At 65.7% G+C, this 19,129-nt stretch carries 13 protein-coding genes and 1 pseudogene; 10 read left to right on the top strand and 4 right to left on the bottom strand.

Features of this window, described 5'->3' with window-relative positions:
• Positions 1-489 precede the first annotated feature (489 nt).
• Positions 490-2,397, top strand: coding sequence for a M4 family metallopeptidase (locus DAT35_RS48640; RefSeq protein WP_108076210.1), 1,908 nt, complete (start codon positions 490-492; stop codon positions 2,395-2,397).
• A 73-nt stretch (positions 2,398-2,470) separates the two neighbouring features.
• Positions 2,471-3,220, top strand: coding sequence for an SDR family NAD(P)-dependent oxidoreductase (locus tag DAT35_RS48635; RefSeq protein ID WP_108076209.1), 750 nt, complete (start codon positions 2,471-2,473; stop codon positions 3,218-3,220).
• Positions 3,221-3,263: 43 nt separating this feature from the next.
• Here the strand turns inward: DAT35_RS48635 and DAT35_RS48630 are convergent, their stop codons facing one another.
• On the bottom strand, positions 3,264-4,109 hold the full coding sequence (locus DAT35_RS48630) for an RNA polymerase subunit sigma-70 (protein WP_158502189.1): 846 nt from the start codon (positions 4,107-4,109) through the stop codon (positions 3,264-3,266).
• A gap of 227 nt (positions 4,110-4,336) precedes the next feature.
• On the opposite strand from DAT35_RS48630, the gene DAT35_RS48625 reads away from it, so the two are divergent.
• The 4 genes from DAT35_RS48625 (at position 4,337) to DAT35_RS48610 (ending at position 11,355) form a co-directional block, all read left to right on the top strand.
• Positions 4,337-6,937, top strand: a complete 2,601-nt coding sequence (locus tag DAT35_RS48625) for a CBM35 domain-containing protein (RefSeq protein ID WP_108076207.1) — start codon at positions 4,337-4,339, stop codon at positions 6,935-6,937.
• Positions 6,938-7,162: 225 nt separating this feature from the next.
• Entirely contained in the window at positions 7,163-9,103 is a 1,941-nt protein-coding gene (locus DAT35_RS48620) for a thiamine pyrophosphate-binding protein (RefSeq protein ID WP_199243231.1), read from the top strand.
• Between the two features lie 42 nt (positions 9,104-9,145).
• On the top strand, positions 9,146-10,753 hold the full coding sequence (locus DAT35_RS48615) for an FAD-dependent oxidoreductase (RefSeq protein WP_108076205.1): 1,608 nt from the start codon (positions 9,146-9,148) through the stop codon (positions 10,751-10,753).
• Between the two features lie 68 nt (positions 10,754-10,821).
• Positions 10,822-11,355 (top strand): universal stress protein, encoded by a 534-nt coding sequence (locus DAT35_RS48610; RefSeq protein WP_233262158.1) that lies wholly within the window; start codon positions 10,822-10,824, stop codon positions 11,353-11,355.
• A 12-nt stretch (positions 11,356-11,367) separates the two neighbouring features.
• Here DAT35_RS48610 and DAT35_RS48605 read toward each other — a convergent pair whose 3' ends face one another.
• Positions 11,368-12,165, bottom strand: coding sequence for a LuxR C-terminal-related transcriptional regulator (locus DAT35_RS48605; RefSeq protein WP_233262157.1), 798 nt, complete (start codon positions 12,163-12,165; stop codon positions 11,368-11,370).
• An 89-nt stretch (positions 12,166-12,254) separates the two neighbouring features.
• Here DAT35_RS48605 and DAT35_RS48600 point away from each other — a divergent pair, with 89 nt between their 5' ends.
• Positions 12,255-12,950, top strand: a complete 696-nt coding sequence (locus DAT35_RS48600; RefSeq protein WP_146210189.1) for a hypothetical protein — start codon at positions 12,255-12,257, stop codon at positions 12,948-12,950.
• A gap of 32 nt (positions 12,951-12,982) precedes the next feature.
• Here the strand turns inward: DAT35_RS48600 and DAT35_RS48595 are convergent, their stop codons facing one another.
• The gene (locus DAT35_RS48595; protein ID WP_158502188.1) at positions 12,983-14,023 is read right to left on the bottom strand and encodes a YopT-type cysteine protease domain-containing protein; all 1,041 of its coding nucleotides are present in this window, start codon (positions 14,021-14,023) and stop codon (positions 12,983-12,985) included.
• A 74-nt stretch (positions 14,024-14,097) separates the two neighbouring features.
• On the opposite strand from DAT35_RS48595, the gene DAT35_RS48590 reads away from it, so the two are divergent.
• Complete coding sequence (locus DAT35_RS48590) at positions 14,098-14,988, top strand: type 1 glutamine amidotransferase domain-containing protein (RefSeq protein ID WP_233262156.1); 891 nt, start codon at positions 14,098-14,100, stop codon at positions 14,986-14,988.
• 837 nt (positions 14,989-15,825) lie between these two features.
• Here DAT35_RS48590 and DAT35_RS48585 read toward each other — a convergent pair.
• The gene (locus tag DAT35_RS48585) at positions 15,826-16,152 is read right to left on the bottom strand and encodes a hypothetical protein (protein WP_108076201.1); all 327 of its coding nucleotides are present in this window, start codon (positions 16,150-16,152) and stop codon (positions 15,826-15,828) included.
• A gap of 514 nt (positions 16,153-16,666) precedes the next feature.
• On the opposite strand from DAT35_RS48585, the gene DAT35_RS48580 reads away from it, so the two are divergent.
• Together DAT35_RS48580 and DAT35_RS48575 are read left to right on the top strand one after the other, a co-directional pair.
• Complete coding sequence (locus tag DAT35_RS48580; RefSeq protein ID WP_108076200.1) at positions 16,667-18,943, top strand: family 2 encapsulin nanocompartment cargo protein terpene cyclase; 2,277 nt, start codon at positions 16,667-16,669, stop codon at positions 18,941-18,943.
• 38 nt (positions 18,944-18,981) lie between these two features.
• A pseudogene (locus DAT35_RS48575) lies at positions 18,982-19,129 on the top strand (Crp/Fnr family transcriptional regulator); the annotation flags it as partial.

The following is a 19,129-nucleotide window of genomic DNA, read 5'->3' as shown; positions in this document are numbered from 1 at the left end:
GGCCTGCCTCGGAATTCGACCTCTCTCAGGGGACCCCCCCCCTCGCGAGGGCTCTTCGCCGCGTGGGCTCCTTCCGGACTTCGGATTCGCCCGCACGCCGCGCACCGTCGGAGCACGGAGAACTACCACAACCCGGGAAGTTTTGACAAGGAGTGAACACTTGTCATACAGGAAGAAGCAGGACCCCCGACTGCGAGTGCGCCTCGAGAGCCCCCCAGGCCCCAGTTGGCGTTGGCGGTGTCCTCGTTATCGAAGTGACGAATAGGGTTTGTGTCTTGGGAAGCAACACCGGGGCACTGCAAGGGTTTGTGCCTTGGGAAGCAACACCGGGGCACGGCAAGAGGCTGCTCTCTCGGGCGTGGGCGTGCTGCGCCCGGGCGCCCCAGCGACTGGAAAGATCTCCCAAGGGTGTATTCCCGAAGTGGCGGTTGATTCTGGGTTTCCGGGTATGTCAGGAGCTTGGAGTCACTCTTCAGGGAGGTACCTGCGTTGGCTCATCGGCTTCTGACGACGTTGGGCGTGGCCTGGCTGGGAGTTTCGCTCGCCGCCTGCGGTGCCACGGAGCAGTCCGGTGGTGAAGAGTCCCTGGCACTCGGGCAGAAGAAGTCGGGTGAGGACATCCAGGCTGCCTTGAACGCGCTCGGCGGCGCCGAGGTTCTCGGGGTGCATGCGGACGGCATTCCGGACACCCTCCGGGGCGAGCTGGGGCGCGTGGAGCGGACGCTGTCCGTGGGCCAGGGGGCGGAGTCGGCACTGTCGGCGGTGGCTCCAGTGTTCCGGCTGCGTGCGCAGGACCTGGTCTTCCAGAAAGCGCACACGGATGCCCAGGGCAACCAGCACCTGCGCTACCGGCAGATGAAGAACGGTCTGGAGGTGGTGGGCGGTGACCTCATCCTCCACGTGCGCCCGGATGGCACGGTATTCCTGGCGAACGGCTCGGCGCGTGACGGCGTGGACGTCTCCTCGCAGCCGCGAGTGGGGGCTCCAGCCGCGTCCGCGGCGGCCCTGCGGACCACGCGGGGCACGGACCTGTCCATCCAGGGCGAGCCCCGGCGGGTGTACGTGCGCACCGGGGATGGCAGGCTGAGCCTGGCGTGGGAGGTGCGTGTCGTTGGCGAGGGGGAGGGCATGCCCCTGCGCGACCGTGTCTACGTGAGCGCGACCGACTCCTCCGTCCTGCTGCGCGTGCCAGAGCTCCACACCCTGCTCTACCGCTCGGTGTACTCCGCGAATTACGGCACGACCACTCCGGGCGTGCTGAAGCGTTGCGATGTCTGTGCGCCCATTGGCGACGACATTGTCGACATGAACTGGAACCTGCTGACCTACGCGTACAACTGCTACCAGGCGAACTTCCTCCGTGACTCCTATGACAACGCGGGCGGCAGGCTCATCAGCACGGTCCACTACAGTAGAAACTACGCGAACGCGTACTGGGATGGCACCCAACTGGTGTACGGCGACGGCGACGGCGTGAACGCCAGCCCGCTGGGCATGGACGGCGACGCCACGGTGCACGAGCTGACCCACGGCATGACGGAGTCTGAGTCCAACCTCATCTACGCGGGTGAGCCCGGCGCTCTGAACGAGGCCCTGTCTGACACGTTCAGCGCCATCTGCGAGAGCTGGCAGTCGGGCACCTGGAGCACCTCGGCGGATATCTGGAAGATCGGTGAGGACATGTGGACGCCCCCCATCGCGGGTGACGCGTTACGCTACATGGACGATCCGAAGAAGGACGGTGCGTCCATCGACTACGCGGCGGACTACACCTCCAGCCAAGATGTGCACTACACCTCGGGCGTGCCCAACCTGGCATTCGCGCTGTTGGCCAAGGGCGGGACGCACCCTCGTGGCCGTTCCACCATCGTGGTTCCGGCCATCGGCGTCCAGAGGGCGGCGCAGATCTGGTACAGGGCCAGCACGGACATTTATGTGCCGAGCACCACCTTCGCGCAGGCCAGGTTGGCGACCGCGATTGTTGCCTCGCAGCTCGGCTACGATCAGACGACCGTGGATGCGGTGAATGCCGCGTGGGAAGCGGTCGGCGTGGGCGTGACACAACCTTCTCCGACTCCCATTGCACTGAGCAACGGTGTGGGCGTGTCCGTCGCCGATAGCAAGGGCAACAAGAAGTACTACAGCCTGGACGTGCCCGCGGGCCAGACGAGCCTGACGTTTACCCTCAGTGGTGGCACGGGCGACGCGGACCTCTACGTGCGCTTCGGTGCCGTGCCGGAAACCTCCAAGTATGACTGCCGTCCGTATCTGAGTGGCAACAACGAGACGTGCACCATCACCAACATCCAGGCAGGCAGGTATTACGTGATGGTCCATGCGTACGCGGACTACTCGGGCGTGACGCTGACGGGCACCTCCTCCCCCTCCGGTGGCTGAAACGTGCCACGGAACGCGTGCCGCTGAGCGGCCTGTCCAGGATGAACCGGAGCCTGAAAGGAAGGGAGCGCGGATGCTGCTGGAGAACAAGGTGGCCATCATCTACGGCGCGGGCGGCTCGATCGGCGGCGCCGTGGCCCGCGCCTTCGCCCGCGAGGGGGCGAGGGTCTTCCTCACGGGCCGTACGAAGGCGAAGCTCGAGCGGGTCGCGGACGACATCCGTGCGAGTGGCGGAAATGCGGAGCTCGCCGTCGTTGATGCACTCGACGAGAAGGCCGTCGACGCGTTCGTTGATGCGGTCGCCGGGCAGACCGGGCGCATCGACATCTCGTTCAACCTCATCGGGTACGGCGACGTCCAGAAGCCGCTGATGGAGATTTCGGTCGACGACTTCCTGCAGCCCATCACGATCGCGATGCGGACGCAGTTCGTGACGACGAGGGCGGCCGCCCGGCACATGATTCCGCGCGGCTCGGGCGTCATCCTCGCGTTCGGAGGTTCGGGTCCGCAGACACTGCCCGGCCTGGGAGGCTTCAAGATTGCCCTCGACGCCGTCGAGGGCCTGCGCCGGCAGTGGGCCTGCGAGCTCGGCGCCCACGGCATCCGCGTGGTGACGCTGAAGACGGGAGGAATCCCCGAGACCCTTCCCGACACGCTCCCCGGGTGGAAGGACATCGCCGCCAGCATCGAGCAGGCGACGCTGCTGAAGCGGGCGGCGACGCTCGCCGACGTGGGCAACGTCGCGGCCTTCGTGGCTTCCGACCTGGCCCGCACCATGACCTCGACCGAGGTCAACATCTCCGCTGGAGCGATGGTGGATTGACGATCTCGGCGATCACAGCCGCGGGCGGACGACTAGCCCGGAGTCACTCTTCCAGCTCCAACGCCATCGCAGGCGGCGGCATGGGCGGCCCTGACGAGGGCCTCGGCGAGGGTATCGGCAAGGGCTCATCCTCCGATGGAGGCTCCCTTGGCCGCTTGCGCTTCTCGAACAGAGCATGGAGAGCCTTCTCCAACTCGCGCCGCGCCGTCGACGGGTTCTTGCCAAACGGACTGTCCACCTGCGTGGTGGACAGGCGATCTGCGACGTGCAGTCGCAGCAGGGATTGCTGGGACTTGGGCAGCGAGGCGTACGCGTCGTGCACGGCCTGGGTGAACTTGCTTGAGTAGCGGCGCCGGATGATGTCGAGCTCGGGGCTCGGTTTGGAGGCGAGCAGGGCCTCCTGGACCTGGCGCTCGTCCTCTCGGGTTCCCCCGTTCGGCGGGCGCGACTTGAGGGCCGTGCGCACTGCCATGACGCGCAGCCAGCTGAGGAGCTGGCCCCTGCCCGTGTACTCCGCGAACTGGGGCCGCGTCTCGCTCGTGCCCACCAACAGGTGGATGCGTACCCTCTGGCTGACCTCGTCGAGCATTGTTGCCGGCAACTTGAGATAGCCGAGCAGGGACGGCAGCCGGGCCATGAACTGGGTCTCCAGCACTTGGAGCGCGGAAGGCATGCCCTGCAAGCACGCACAGGCGAGGTAGAGGTCCGACACGGCCATCGACTCGAGTTGCGCGGAGAGCCGCCCCCGTCCCAGGTTTTGGGAGCCCAGCATCCCCCGGAGGTGGGCGCTGAAGGGCTCGAAGGCCAGCGGCACGGTGGGCCAGGACGCCCGGGCCCGCTCCCAGCTCAGACGCAAGAGCTGCTCGAGTTCGTCGCCATGGTTTGACACGGTCAACTCACCTCCCCTTGTTGCACAGCCCAGCATTGTCTCAGCCCGAGCGGGACACCGCGTCCAAGGAAGTGCTCCGTCGACTGGTGGATGTTCTGGAATGGTGATTTTCCATTTTCCATGGAAATCATGGAGTTTATGGATTCCCCATGTGGTTCTGGATAAGACAACCCCCTGTCTCTACTCCAGGCGATGGCATCCACCATCCAGGCTTGGGAGGAGTTCCAGTGAGTACAACGATGAAGAGCGTGTGGACGACCTGGGGCGGCCGGATTCTCGTGATGTCGTGGTTGAGCGCTGGCGCGGGATGCGGAGCCCTGGCGGATCCGACGGTCGAGGAGGACTTGCTCTCGGAGCGGCAAGCCGCCGGGTCGACCTATGAAGCGGAGGCCGCGGCGTTGTCGGGCGGCGCCGTCGTCGAGACCGATCACACCGGCTATTCCGGCACGGGCTTCGTGGGAGGCTTCACGGACGGGAACAAGGGCAATGCCGCCGTCCAGTTCTCCATCAGCGCGTCCGCCGCGGGCAACTATGACGTGGCGCTGCGCTATGCCAACGGCACGGGCAGCGCGCAGACGTTGAGCCTCTACGTCGATGGCACGAAGGTGGAGCAGCTCTCCCTCGGCGCGACCACCAATTGGGACACCTGGGGCACGAAGACCCGCATGCTCAGCCTGAGCTCTGGCAGCCACATCCTGCGCTACAAGTTCGACACGACCGACTCGGGCAACGTCAACCTGGACAGCATCACGGTGACCGAGCCCATTCCTGCCCCACCCCCGCCGCCCGCGGGTTCGGGCTTTGTCTATGAGGCGGAGGAGCAGTTCTTCTCCGGGGGCGTCACCAAGGAGTCCGCCTATCTGCGGAGCTTCTCCGCCACCGGTGCGAGGGTCATCTTCACGGTCAACATGGACGCGGCGGCGGCCACGAGCGTGGGTCTGCGCTATTTCAACAACTCGGGGGCGAGCAAGACCCTGAATGTCTATGTCAATGGCCTGTTCGCCTTGACCACGACCCTGGCCCACACCGGCTCCACCTGGTCGGGGCAGACGGAGACCCTGAACCTGCGTCGAGGGCTCAATACCATCACCTATCAGTACGACACGGGGAACACCGGGGGCGTCAGCATCGATGCCCTCACCGTCGTGGACGGCAAGGCCCTGGCGGCCCGCGGTGCCACGCTGCCCTACCAGGAACTGGAAGCCGAAGCGGGCACGACCAACGCCACGGTGTTGAGTCCCAACCGGACTCCCGGGACGGTGGAGGCCGAGTCCTCGGGACGCCGGGCCGTCAAGCTCACGCAGACGGGCCACTATGTGCAATGGACCGTGCCCCAGGCGGCCAACTCGCTCGTCGTCCGCTACGGCATGCCGGACGCGGCGGCCGGAGGCGGGGCGAGCGCGACGCTGAGCCTGTACGTCAATGGCACGAAGCTCCAGACCCTGAACCTGACCTCGCGGCATGCCTGGGTCTACGGTGGCTATCCCTACGGTGACAGCCCGAGCACGCCGTCCAAGCCGGGCGAGTGGGACCCGGGTCCGCATCGCTTCTATGACGAGAGCCGCTTCCTGCTGCCGTCCATTCCGGCGGGGGCCACCCTCAAGCTGCAGAAGGACAGCGGAGACACCTCGGTCTATTACACGATCGATCTGATCGACCTGGAGCAGGTGGACGCGCCGCTGACCATGCCCGCGAACTTCGTGAGCATCACGTCCTTTGGCGCCATCGCGGACGACAGCGGAGACGACACCCAGGCGCTCCGCAGCGCCATCTCCAGCGCGAAGTCCACCGGCAAGGAGGGGGTCTGGATTCCTTCGGGCCTCTTCAACATCAATGGTCTGGTGGAACTGGAGAACATCCACCTGCGCGGCGCGGGCCCCTGGTACACGCGGCTCCGGGCCACCAATATCGGCGAACACTTCAAGGGCACGGGGAGCAACGTCAAGGTGTTCGACCTGGCGTACGTCGGGGAAATCGTCGAGCGCCAGGACGGAGCGGATAAAGCGGCGTTCGAGGAGAACTTCGGCACGGGCTCGCTCATCCAGAACGTCTGGATTGAACACGCGAAGGTCGCCTACTGGATCAGACCCGGAACGGACGGTCTGTACATCGTCAATGGCCGTGTGCGGAACGTCTATGCGGACGGAGTCAACCTCCATGCGGGCGTGAAGAACACGATGGTCAGCCACGTCCACGCTCGCAACACGGGCGATGACGCCTTCGCCATGTGGTCCGATAGTGCCATCAACGAGAACTGCACGTTCCGCTATGACACCGCGCAGCTGCCCAATCTCGCCAACACCTTCGCCATCTACAACGGCAGGGACAACAAGATTCTGGACAGCGTGGGAGTGGATACGCACTACGCCTCCTCGGGCGTCCTGATCACCGACTGGTTCGCGGACCTGCCCTTCCTTGGGACCACGGAGGTCAGGCGCGTGACCCTGACCCGGACCGGTGGAGAGCAGAAGGTGAACTTCGCCATGAACGCCGGGGCTCTGTGGCTCCACGCGACGAGGAAGGAGATCTCGGGGCACATCCTCGTGGACGGGGTGGACATCAACGACAGCACCTTCTCGGCCGTGAAAATCAGCTTTGGCAAGACACCTCCCGTGTCCAATCCCCCCGTGAACACCTACCCCATCTCTCCCGTGACCCTGAGCAACGTCACCATCAAGGGCGCGGGCGCCTATGGGGTGGAGACCTTCAATGTGCCTGGGACGGCCACCTGCACCAACGTCACCGTGACGGGCGCGGCCCTGGGTGGGCTCCTGAACCCCGACAACCGCTACACCTTCAACAAGGTCTCGGGGAACAGCGGCTGGTGACGACGGCTTCCCGGGGAAGGCCGCACTGTACGATTTGGCCAATGCCATAATCGTTCTGTTCCAGACACCGGGCACGAGGCCATTCCCAAGTTGCTCGACTTCGCTCGGGCCATGGCTTTGGAATGCAGGGACTGCAGCGAGTTGTGATGCGTGGGGAAAGTCCGGAGCCAGGGCCGGGCTTCCTCTCATGCCTTCATCCACCCGCAGTCCCCTCGAGCCAATCCCATGCCGCAAATGCAAGCGCCCGCCACGCGTTGGACTCGCGACTACCTGTTCGACATCCTGCGCGAGCTCGGTGTCGGCTATCTCTTCGGTGTTCCCGGCACCAATGAGATTCCCATCATCGACGGCTGCGAGGCGCCGGAGAACCTGGGGAAGGTGAAGTACATCGAGTGTCTGCACGAGAACATCGCGCTGGGCGCGGCCATGGGCTACGCGCGCATGACAGGCAAGCCCGGTGTGGTCATGGTACACGTGACGCCAGGAATTGGCCACTGCCTGGGCAATCTCTACAACGCCTATAAGTCGCGCATGCCCGTGGTCGTCCTCTGTGGGCAGCAGCAGAACGAGCTCGTCACCCAGGAGCCCCTGCTGGCCTCCAACCTGGTCCAGGTCGCCGAGCAGTTCACCAAGTGGTCCCACGAGCTGCGCGCCTGGGAGGAATTCCCCCTGGTGTTGCAGCGGGCGTTCAAGGAAGCCCTGGCGCCGCCCGCGGGTCCCGTCTTCCTGTCGCTGCCGTGGGACTTCACCCTGCGGCAGATTCCTCCGGACTCTCGCGTCAAGGGCGTCACCCGCATCGCCTCGGGGTTCACCGGTGACGCAACCGCGGTGGCCCAGGCCGCCGAGCTCCTCTCCAAGTCCAAGAACCCCGTCATCATCGTGGGAGACGCCGTCGGTTATGGCGACGCGTGGAACGAGGTGCGCGAGCTCGCCGAGGTGGCGGGTGCACCCGTGTACCTCGAGGGCTTCAGCAGCCTGGCCAACTTCCCCAATGACGATCCCCACTGGCAAGGCGAGCTGCCCGGCGCTCAGGCGGATATCCAGAAGGTGCTCGGCCTCCACGACGTGGCGTTCCTGTGCGGCTTCGGCTCCCAGGCCCAGCTGGCCGTCTACAAGTACTCGGACGGGCCGCTGATCCCGGACTCGCTCAAGTGCATCTACCTGGCCAACAACACCTGGGACATCGGCAAGAATCACTACGGGGAAGTGGCCATCCTGGGGGACATCAAGAGCACCCTGCCCGGCCTCACCCAGCGCTTGCGCCAGTCACCGCCCGCCACGGCCGCGAGCAACAACGCCGCCCTGCGGGAATCCGCCGAAGCGCGCACGCAGCTCTGGCGCGAGTTCACCGCCCAGGCCATGTCGGCCGAGGGCATCTGGGGCGTGGTGGTGGCCGACTCCCTGCGCCAGCTCATCGCCGAGGAGAAGCTGGAGAAGAAGTTCGTCTACGTGCACGAGGCGGTGTCGGACGCGGGCTCGTTCCAGATGCTGATGCCGCTGGGTGCTCGTGCGGCGGCCCCCACCAGCTACTACTGCGTGGCGGGCGGGTCGCTCGGCTGGTCCATGCCGGCCTCGCTCGGCACCCGGCTCGCGGCCGAGGGCTACCAGGGCATCACTCCCGAGGTGGTCATCAACGCGGTGGGGGACGGCTCCTCGCTCTTCTATCCGCAGGTGTGGTGGACGGCGGCCCACCGCGGACTCGCCGTGCTCTACATCATCATGAACAACACCGAGTACCGCACGCTCCAGGTGGGACTCGGGCAGGTGGTGGGGGCCTACGGTTCCGCTCCGGGCTTCGAGTGGAAGCCCGTCACCATGACGCCCGAGTACCTCACCATCCGCGACCCGAACTTCAGCTTCGTGGAGCTCGCGAAGTCGTTCGGTGTTCCCAACGGCCGCGTCGTGACGAAGCCGCAGGACGTCAAGGCCGCGCTCAAGGAAGGCCTGGAGTGCGTGCGCGAGCGCAAGCAGTCCTTCGTGTTGGACGTGCGGTTGGATCCTCAATCCCAGTTGGCGCCCAGCGCGCCCGGGGTCGCGAAACAGCGAGTTGTCGCCGCACCGCCATCGCTCCACGCCTACTACCGCCACATGGCTCGCGCTCGGCACACGCTCGGGGCCGACACGCACGGCACGTCGCCAGCCGAGGGCATGCAGGTCGTCTTCTAGTCGCGCTGTGAAGCCCCCACCGATTCCCCAGGAGAACAAACCATGGCTCAAGAGTTGGACATCGCCATCGTGGGCGCCGGCGTCTCCGGTGTCTATTCGGCGTGGAAGTTGAAGCAGCAGCACCCCAATCTCAACATCACGGTGTTCGAGGCGAGCCACCGCGTCGGAGGCCGCCTGTTGTCGGTGGCTCCCCCGGGCATCCCCAACATGGTGGCGGAGCTCGGTGGCATGCGCATCCTGCCTGCGGTGCAACCGCGGATCGCCGCGCTGCTCGAGGCCCTCAACAAGGACGCCGGACCGAACGAGCGGATCGACACCTACGACTTCCCCGTCGATCAGGACCAGAACATCTCGTACCTGCGCGGCACCTACCTGCGTCTGTCCGACTTCACCCAGCACCCGGAGAAGGTGCCCTACAAGCTGAAGTTCCTCGAGTCCGGCAACTCCGCGGGCACGCTCGTCATCAACGCCATCGAGCAGATCGTCCCTGGCATCACGGCCCCGGGGCTGACGGAGGAACAGCGGCGGGAGATGACGCGGGACGCGGAGTTCGCCGGGGAGAAATTGTACAAGCAGGGGTTCTGGCAGGTGCTGGTGCGTGTGATGAGCGGCGAGGCCTACCAGCTCGCGATGGACGCGGGCGGCTACCAGTCCACGCTGAACAATTGGAACGCGGCGGATGCCATTCCCTGGTTCCTGAGCGACTTCGGGGTCGACGCGAAATACAAGGGCTTCAAGCGGGGCTTCCAGCAGGTCCCCCTGACGGTCGCCAGACGTTTCGAGGCCCTGGGCGGCAACATCCAGCTCGACAGCCCCGTCTCCCACTTCGAGGTGGAGCCGGACAAGCGCGTCCGGTTGACGTTCAAGGACAAGCCCGAGGTCTTGGCCCGGGTGGTCATCCTGGCCATGCCGCGGCGGGCGTTGGATTTGCTGCGCGAGGGAACGCCGTTCCTGCGCAGGCAGGACGTCACGGAGCTGCTGCACACCGTGACGCCGCAGCCGCTGTTCAAGCTCTTCACCACGTACCGGGATCCCTGGTGGTTGCCCGCGGGGGTGAAGGCGGGACGCACGACGACGGACCTGCCGGTGCGGCAGACGTACTACTGGCCGAAGAACGACGGCACCGCGGCGACCCAGGGCCCTTCCATGCTGATGGCCAGCTACGACGACGGGACGAACATCGGCTTCTGGGACAGCTTCCGGGACAAGCGTGGCCTGGGATGGCTCGCGGAGGCGCGCAACGTTCCGAAGAAGGAGCGGTTCATCGGCCTCCACAAGCGGCTGGCCCGGGATGGGGAGGTGGACAGCGAGTGGACGAAGCACGACGCGCCCAAGGCCATGGTGGCTGAGATCCAGCGTCAACTGCAGCTCATCCACGGCCTGGGCTTCGTGCCGGACGTGCTCGAGGCGGCCTACCGGGACTGGGGCCAGGACCCGTACGGCGGAGGGTGGAACAGCTGGAACATCGGAGTGCGCAGCCACGAGGTCATCCAGAAAGTCCCCCAGCCCGTCGCGGACACGCCCGTGTACATCTGCGGCGAGGCCTACTCAGGCGCTCAGGGCTGGGTGGAGGGGGCGCTGGAGACGGCGGACCTGGTGCTGGACAAGCTCGCGGCCCTGCCGCTGCTCAATCCGAAGAGCGTGAGATAGCGCATCTGGCCCATCACCCTGCTCCTGACATCGTCTGGGGGGACGGGCTGCGGCATGGAGAGCATGGGGTGCCTAGGTTCCCCATGGGCATTCCCGCCGAGGAGGAAGCCATGGCCCAGCCCATCCGCCGCATCCTGGTCCCCACCGATTTCTCGGAGTATTCGCGGCGAGCCGTCGAGCTCGCCATCTCCCTTGCCGAGCGGATGGGGGCCTCGGTCGACGTGCTCCATGTCTGGGAGCCCCCTGCCCACCTGGAACCGGAGATCCTGGTGGTGGTGCCCGGAGAGCCGGGGACGCCGCTGGAGACCCTGGGGCTCGCGCAGGCGGGCCGCCTCCTGCACGCCTGGGTGGAGAGCTACCACTCCAGCCCCGTGCCTCTTCAGGTGCACCTGGAGCGGGGGCCCGCGGCGGAGACCATCCTCCGCTTCGCCGAGGGTGGGTACGACCTGGTGGTGATGGGCACGCACGGGCGTACCGGGCTCGCCCGGCTCTTCATGGGCAGCGTCGCCCAGAAGGTGGTGGCCCGGGCCTCGTGCCCCGTGCTGACGGTACATGGGACGGAGGCCGCGGAGGCCGCGGAGGCCGCGCAGCCGGTGGGCTGAGTCACGTCGCGTCTACACCCGGCGCGCGTTGGCGCGCTCCTGCATCATCAGGTGGGGGGCCTGGGGAAGGGCCCGCGCCCGTGCCAGCAGCTCGGCGCGGCTGCGCACCTTCCATCGCTTGTGCAGGGCCTTGCAGTAGTCGTGCACCGTCCCCGGGCTGAGCTCAAGCCTCTCCGCCACCTCTTTCTCGCTGTAGCCCGCCTGAAGCAGCGTCAGGGTCTGTTGGAGCCGCCGCGGCAGCTGTGCCCCGCTCGCCGCCCTCCACAGTTCGCCCAGCTCTCCGTGGAGGTGGTGGACGATCTGCCTTTCTCGCTCGGTGAACGGGCCCTCGGACCGGGTCTTGAACAGAAACACATAATGCGCTGCCCCGTACTCGGGAATGTGGAGGTGTGACAGCAGATAGTGATTGAGCTGAGCGGGCCGGTAGTGCTCGTTGAACATCACGGACCTGTACCAGCTTCGATCTGTCGCGAGCTCCTCCCTGCCGAGGGTGAAGGAGCGCACACCCTGCCTCGCGATGGCCGCGTCCGAGGGGTCCAGCTCCGGCTCCTGGCGCTCGCAAACGCTCATCCACGCGCGGCGCTCGGACTCGGTTCCCCAGCCGGTATCCACGCAGCCCATGTGGCTGGAGGGCTCCAGGAGACGCCCTTCCGGCACCTCCGCGGCCATGCCGACCTGTGCGCCCACCAGAGGCCGGAGCGACGTGAGCAGGTGGCGGCGCCATGCCAGTGGGTCATGGCTCAACTGCTTCAACTCATCGAGCAGACGGAAGACGGCGCGAGCATCCTGCCAGGTGACGGAGCTGGACATGCTCGCGGACTGTATCCCCTGTTCAGGGGAATGGTCACTCCGCGCGCGGTGAATACCCTGGGCCTCACCTTGTCACCAACGGAGGCACCATGAATCACATGCTTTGGAGGAGTGTCTGCGCGGCGGGTCTGCTCTTGGCGGGTTGCGGGACGGAGGAGCCCGAGCCCACCACCCGCGTCATCCCGGCCCAGGAGTCCGTTCAGGGCCGCGGCATCACGGACTGGACCGAGTCCTGGTATCACTGGATGTTCGCCGTCCCCGCCAGCCAGAGTCCCACGCTCGTGCTGGAGGCGGACTGCGCCACTGGCCAGAGCGAGCCCGTCTTCCTCGTTCCCGTCTACGATGGCGCGAAGACGTATCAGCGCTCCTGCAACATCCCCGCCGGCAAGCCGGTGCTCGTCCCGCTGTGGGTGATCATCAACGACTATCCCTGCCCGGACTCCAGCTTTGAGCCGGCCCCCGGACAGTCCCTGGAAGCGTTCCTCACGCAAGGTGCGATGGATTACAACAGCCTGGTCCAGAACCTCACGGTGAGCCTGGATGGAGTGGAGATCGATCCCGCCGAGCACCGGCACACGACCGGTTTGTTCCAGTTCACCGCGGAGCGGAGCCTGATTGGTCAGCTCCCGGATGCTTGCCTCCAGGGCACCTCCCAGCCCGGCGTCAGTGATGGGTGGTGGCTCATGCTGACCCTGGCGCCTGGCAGCCATGAGGTCCACGTCACGGGCGTGGATCCGAGCCAGGAGGCCTTCGACTACAGGTACACGCTCGTGGTCGGACGGTGACGGGAGCCGCCGCGCGGGAGGTCGCGGCACCGTCACATCAAGTTGCAGGACGTCGAGCCCTTCACCTTGCGCACGGTGGGATCGTAGACGGCCACGGAGGTGGCGCCGTTCGAGTGCCTGAGTCTGACGAGCGACACCCAGGTGAACTGCGCGTAGTTCCAGTCCCACATGTCCGTGAAGAACACCTTCATGTCGGAGTGTTCGTCGGGGTCGAAGCGGAATTCACCGAAGTTGGGATCGAAGAAGCAGAGCCTGCCGGTGTGAGACAGGTGGAACGCGATGGCGTGTCCGGGCTGGTTGCTGCTGGACACGCCGGCCTGCACCAGCGCGCAGTCGCCCGCCTCGAGCTCGAGCAGGAGGAAGGGGAGGACCAGCTTCGTCCACACGTCAGTCCCTTTCGTGTAGCTGCCGGTCATCTGGGTCGTGCTCGGCGGGTCCAGGGTGATGGATTGGAAGTTCGTCGGCTTGTGTTTCTTCCACGCCACCTGGAAGTTGGCGAACATCTCCGGGAACTTGCGGTTCAGGTATATCTCGATGTCCTCGGTTTGCGCTTGGATGGCCCGGATGTCGTCCTGCACTTGGGGCAGCCGCTTGTTGATGTACCCCATTCTCGACATCACCCGATTGAACATCTTGATGTGCGCCTGCAACTCCTGCGGGGGGATGGACTCGCCATTGAGTCTCCTCTGCTTCAGGTCATCGCCGTTTTGTTTGTACAGATTCGACTCGGCGATGCAGGTTGCCTTCAGCTCGAGAAGCGCGTCCTCCTTCTGGGCGAGCGGGGCCAGGGTGTTCTCGAAGTAGCCAGGAACGGATGCCTGCTCATTCAGCAGGTCGTGGAGCTTGATCTGTTTCACGTAGCGCTTGAGCGCCTTCTCCTTGTCGACGGGCATTCCATTCTTCTCGTGGGGGGAGCCCAGGCCCAGGAGGATCCGGCGGATCCAATCCAGACACATTCCACGGCAGACGCCGCCCTGTACCTTTTGTTGCGTCGCGACCTTCTTGTAGACGGGGTCGGAGTGTCCCCAGTTGCTGACGCGGAACTTCTTGTACTTGCTTGGATCGAAGGTCATGGTGGGCCTCGTGCGGGCACGTAGGGTAGTCCCCTTTTCGGGCTTTGACTCCATCCAAGAGGGGATCAAAGAGCTTGCGCGAGGCGAGCCGGCACGGCACGAGGGGTGATGAGGGCACGGCGCGGCTGGCCCGGGCCTTGCTCTCGCTGAAGGGCCCTGGGGGAACTGCTATCGTCCCCGCCAACATGCCCTTGCCTTCCAGACGCACCATCCTCGCGCCAGTACCCGACCGTGATTTCGACCCCACGGAGCTCGCCATCCCGTGGCACGTGCTCTCGAAGGCCGGGCACTCCGTGGTGTTCGCCTCCGAGTCCGGCCAGGGAGCGCCTCGTGCGGACCCCATCACGTTGGGTGGGCCCATTCCGAAAGGCCTGCGCGTCAGTCCGGAGGCGCTCGAGCGCTATCGCGAGTTGGAGCGGGACGCGGCGTTCCAGAAGCCGCTGCGCTGGGAGGACATCGAGCCCGACGGCTACGACGCATTGTTGCTCCCGGGGGGTCATGCACCGGGCATGCGCCCGTATCTCGAGAGTCCCCTCCTGCAAGCCAGGCTCGCCGCCTTCTGGGCCACGGGGCGGCCGGTGGGGGCCATCTGCCATGGAGTCCTGGCGCTCGCGAGGACGAAGGGCCCGGACGGGCGCAGCGTCCTGTACGAGCGGCGCACCACTGCCCTCACGAAGTTCATGGAGTTCGGCGCCTACGCCCTGACGTTCCCGCGTGTCGGACGGCACTACCGGACCTATGACGCCTATCTGGAGGACGAGGTCCGTTCCCTGCTCGGCCATCCTTCCCAGTTCGAGCGGGGGCCCCTGGTGCTGAGCGGGCGCCCCCGCCCGGAGGCGGGCTTCGTGGTCGAGGATGGTCACTATCTCTCGGCGCGCTTCCCGGGTGACGCGTGGGTCTTCGCACAGCGCTTCCTCGCGAAGGTGGAGGTGCTGCCGGCTCGCTCCATGGCGGCGAGCACATAGGCCGGCTCGGCCCGGGAGGGTCAAACACAGCGTGCGGCTTCTATTGACAGGCGTTGTATGTCTCGGTGCACCTGTACGAGTAGAAAACCCTGGCTTCGTAGAGCCAGTCCTCGCTCGAGGTGTCCCTGTCGCAGTCAAGATCGACGACATCCTCCCAGCAGATGTTGTTGCCAGAGCCGCACGAGAGGGTTGCGCTCGCTCGTGCGTTATCTGCTGCACCGACGTAGCCAGCTCCGCAGCTGGGATCTACCTTGAAGCCATAGGTCGATCTCACTGTCGTAGAGCATCTCTTCTGTGGTGCACCCGGTGGTTGAGTGGAGAAGTTGTATGGCTGGCCTACGCAGCTAGGGGCGCCCGAGAGAACCAGTGCCCTGACGATGGGAAGTCCACTTGTTGCATCATCTCCCATGTATTGAAAGTTCCAACAAGCACTCACGCCTAGAGTGGTCGCTATCGCTACGTGCAGTTTGCCGTTAAAGGGGGCACCTCCAGGCTGGGGGCGGATATCAACGACCCATCGCCCGGATTCCGGGGATGCACAGTCCACAGGCTCGAGGGTAAGGTCCCAGCTGGAAGACAACCCGGTCGCCTTGTAACAAGCGCATGCGGCTTCAGCTGCGCTGGGGGCCATGAGAAGACAGAGCAGGGGAATGAACAGGGGGTATTGGCGGGTCATACTCCCGGTGTATATCGCCTGAGAGGATGAATCAACGGCGCCTGTTCGCGGGGGCGGATGGGGTGCCTGGGACTGGCCTTCCTGAAGTCCAGAGAGGGCGGCGCCGCGCCCTCTCCCTGTCCTCGCCTGCTTACTGCCCTTCGAGCTTCATCGAAGGCGCGTCAGCTCTTCGCGGAGGCGGGCTGCCGGGCCTGCTCGGTGCAGACGTCCTGGGAGCCGTCCTGCTGCTCCTGGGCGTCCTGCTGCCCCTGGGCATCCTGGGTGAGGGAGGCCTGGGGGTCGCCGTTCCTGGCGCCGCAGTAGTTCAGGCAGACCCTGATCGCGTTACAGGTGGATCGCTTGGTGCCCGTATAACAGGGGTCATCGCAGCTGCTCTCGCACGAGCACTCATCGGTGCACTGCGGCGGATACGCCAGGGCCGTCGAGGAAACACCGAGAGTGAAGATGAGGCCGATACCGGTACCGAGCTGCTTCATCCAATGACGCATGCACGCTCCTGGGTGTGGGGGTGAGGCCAGCGGAGTCTACTCTGTCTGGGAAGGTGTCAAACACTTCGTACGGCCATCCGCGGCCACCTGGGCTCCCACGCCGTGCTCCCCTCGCCCAGGGCCGCCGTCCGAGCGGGCCTCGGTGGCGCGGTTCCACGAGGCGTCTCCCAGGCTTCTTCCTGGGAGAGCGGGGCTTCAGGCCGGAGGAGCAGGGGAGTCGGAAGGGAAGTTCCCGATCCGGCTCCGCGTTGGTGCCGAAAATTTTCGTGCGGACTCGCGGACTGACGCGTCAAGGCCGGGTCCTGACACGTCACAGGGGCGCGTTGACACATCATTTCCGCGGGTCTCAGAGCGGTCTCCAGAGGAGCGATGGCCGGCCGTGGTCCTGGCATCCCTCCTGCAATCCGCCCGCGTCACGTCCTCCATTCCGGCTCACGCAGCGGATTCGCGGTCTGGAATCCGTTGCTTCGCGCCATCCACACGACAAGCACCGTGAGTTCGACGAGGTTCATCCATGGCTGAGGCGCGAGCAAAGCAACCCTTTGAGCTGCCCGACTTCTATGTCCCCTGGCCCGCGCGACTGAACCCCCACCTCGAGGGAGCCCGGACGCACTCCAAGGCGTGGGCGCGTGAGATGGGAATCCTGGACCCGCCCAAGAGCGAGGTCAGCATCGACGTCTGGGATGAGGCGAAGTTCGATGCCATGGATTACGCCCTGCTCTGCGCGTACACCCATCCCGAGGCTCCAGGACCGGAGCTCGACCTGGTGACCGACTGGTATGTCTGGGTCTTCTACTTCGACGATCATTTTCTCGAGGTCTACAAGCGCCCCCAGGACCGGGAGGGTGCGAAGAAGTATCTCGACCGGTTGCCGTTGTTCATGCCGGTGGACCTCTCCGTCACCCCGCCGGAGCCGACCAATCCGGTGGAGCGGGGCCTGGCGGACCTGTGGGCCCGGACCGTGCCCACCAAGTCCGTGGAATGGCGGCGCCGGTTCTTCTTGAGCACCAAGGCCCTGCTCGAGGAGTCGAACTGGGAGCTGTCCAATATCAGCGAGGCCCGTGTCTCGAACCCGATCGAGTACATCGAGATGCGGCGCAAGGTGGGCGGGGCCCCCTGGTCGGCGGACCTCGTGGAGCACGCCGTCTTCGCCGAGGTCCCTGCCAGAATCGCCGACACCCGGCCGATGCTCGTGCTCAAGGACACGTTCGCGGATGGAGTGCATCTGCGCAACGACCTCTTCTCCTACCAGCGCGAGATTCAAGAGGAGGGGGAGCTCTCCAACTGCGTCCTGGTGGTCGAGCGCTTCCTGGACGTGGATCCGCAGCGCGCCGCCAACCTGACCAACGACCTCCTGACGTCCCGGCTCCAGCAGTTCGAGAACACGGCCGTGACGGAGCTGCCCTCGTTGTTCGCGGAGTACGGCCTGAACCCGGTGGAGCAGGCGAACGTGCTCACCTATATCCGAGGACTCCAGGACTGGCAGTCCGGTGGCCACGAGTGGCACATGCGCTCGAGTCGCTACATGAACCGTGGCTCCGGGTCGGCGGGGACCTTTTCCCTCGGCCCGACCGGCCTGGGGACCTCGGCGGCGCGGCTCCCCTGGTCGATCGGCGCGCTGGGCCTGGGGCGGTTCAAGAGCTTCACCCACGTGCCCTACAAGGCCGTGGGTCCGGTGAAGCTGCCGAAGTTCTACATGCCGTACTCCACGGGCTTGAGCCCCCATCTGGATGCCGCGCGGAGGCACTCCAAGGAGTGGGCTCGCCAGATGGGGATGCTGGACACCCTGCCCGGCCTCCCGGGTGTCTACATCTGGGATGACCACAAGTTCGATGTCGCCGACGTGGCGCTGTGTGGTGCGCTGATTCATCCCGGGGCCTCCGGTCCCGAGCTCAACCTGACCGCCGGCTGGCTGGTCTGGGGGACCTACGCCGACGATTACTTCCCGGCGTTCTACGGGCACACCCGCGACATGGCGGGGGCGAAGGTGTTCAACGCCCGGTTGTCGGCGTTCATGCCGGACGACCCCTCCACCCTCACCGCCGTTCCCACCAATCCGGTGGAGCGCGGCCTGGCCGACCTGTGGGCGCGCACGGCCGGCCCCATGACCGAGCACGCGCGGCGTCAGTTCCGCCGGGCCATCCAGGACATGACCGAGAGCTGGTTGTGGGAGCTCGCCAATCAGATGCAGAACCGGATTCCAGACCCGATCGACTACGTGGAGATGCGCCGGAAGACGTTTGGCTCGGATCTCACCATGAGCCTGTCCCGGCTGGCCCAGGGCGTCGATCTCCCTCCCGAGCTCTTCCAGACCCGGCCCATGCGTGGGCTCGAGAACTCGGCCGCGGATTACGCCTGCTTGACCAACGACATCTTCTCCTACCAGAAGGAGATTGAGTTCGAGGGCGAGCTCAACAATGGCGTGCTGGTCGTCCAGAACTTCCTCGAGCTCGATGCCCCGCGGGCCGTCGAGGTCGTCAACGACCTGATGGCTGCTCGGATGCGACAGTTTGAACATATTGTCGCCACCGAGCTGCCGGCCCTTGCCGAGGATTTCGGCCTGGATGCGAGGGCCCGGGAGAAGCTGCTCGGCTACGTCGAGAAGCTGCAGCAGTGGATGTGCGGGGTGCTCAAGTGGCACCTCACGGTGGACCGTTACAAGGAGTTCGAGTTGCGCAACACCCGGAAGCCAGGGCGGCTGTTCGGGGGCCCCTCGGGGCTGGGCACCTCGGCTGTGCGCATCGCGTCGCTGTTCAGCGGCAAGCGGGCCGGGGTCGGTGTCAGTGAGTAGTCCGTGAGTGTTCTTCTGCCTAGAGGGAAAAGTAAATCATGACGAATCCTGTGAAGCCTGGTGGTGATGCTGAGAAGCTGCAGATGAGTCTCGCGACGGAAGCGGCGCGCCAGCTGGCGACGACGGTCAAGTCCGTCCCGCAGATGCAGGGAATCTCCACCCGGTGGCTGCTGAAGCTGCTGCCGT

This window comes from Vitiosangium sp. GDMCC 1.1324 (genome assembly GCF_003044305.1).
Classification (GTDB): domain Bacteria; phylum Myxococcota; class Myxococcia; order Myxococcales; family Myxococcaceae; genus Archangium.
The sequence above is the reverse complement of the archived record's forward strand: the minus strand, read 5'-3'. Positions and strand labels throughout refer to the sequence as shown.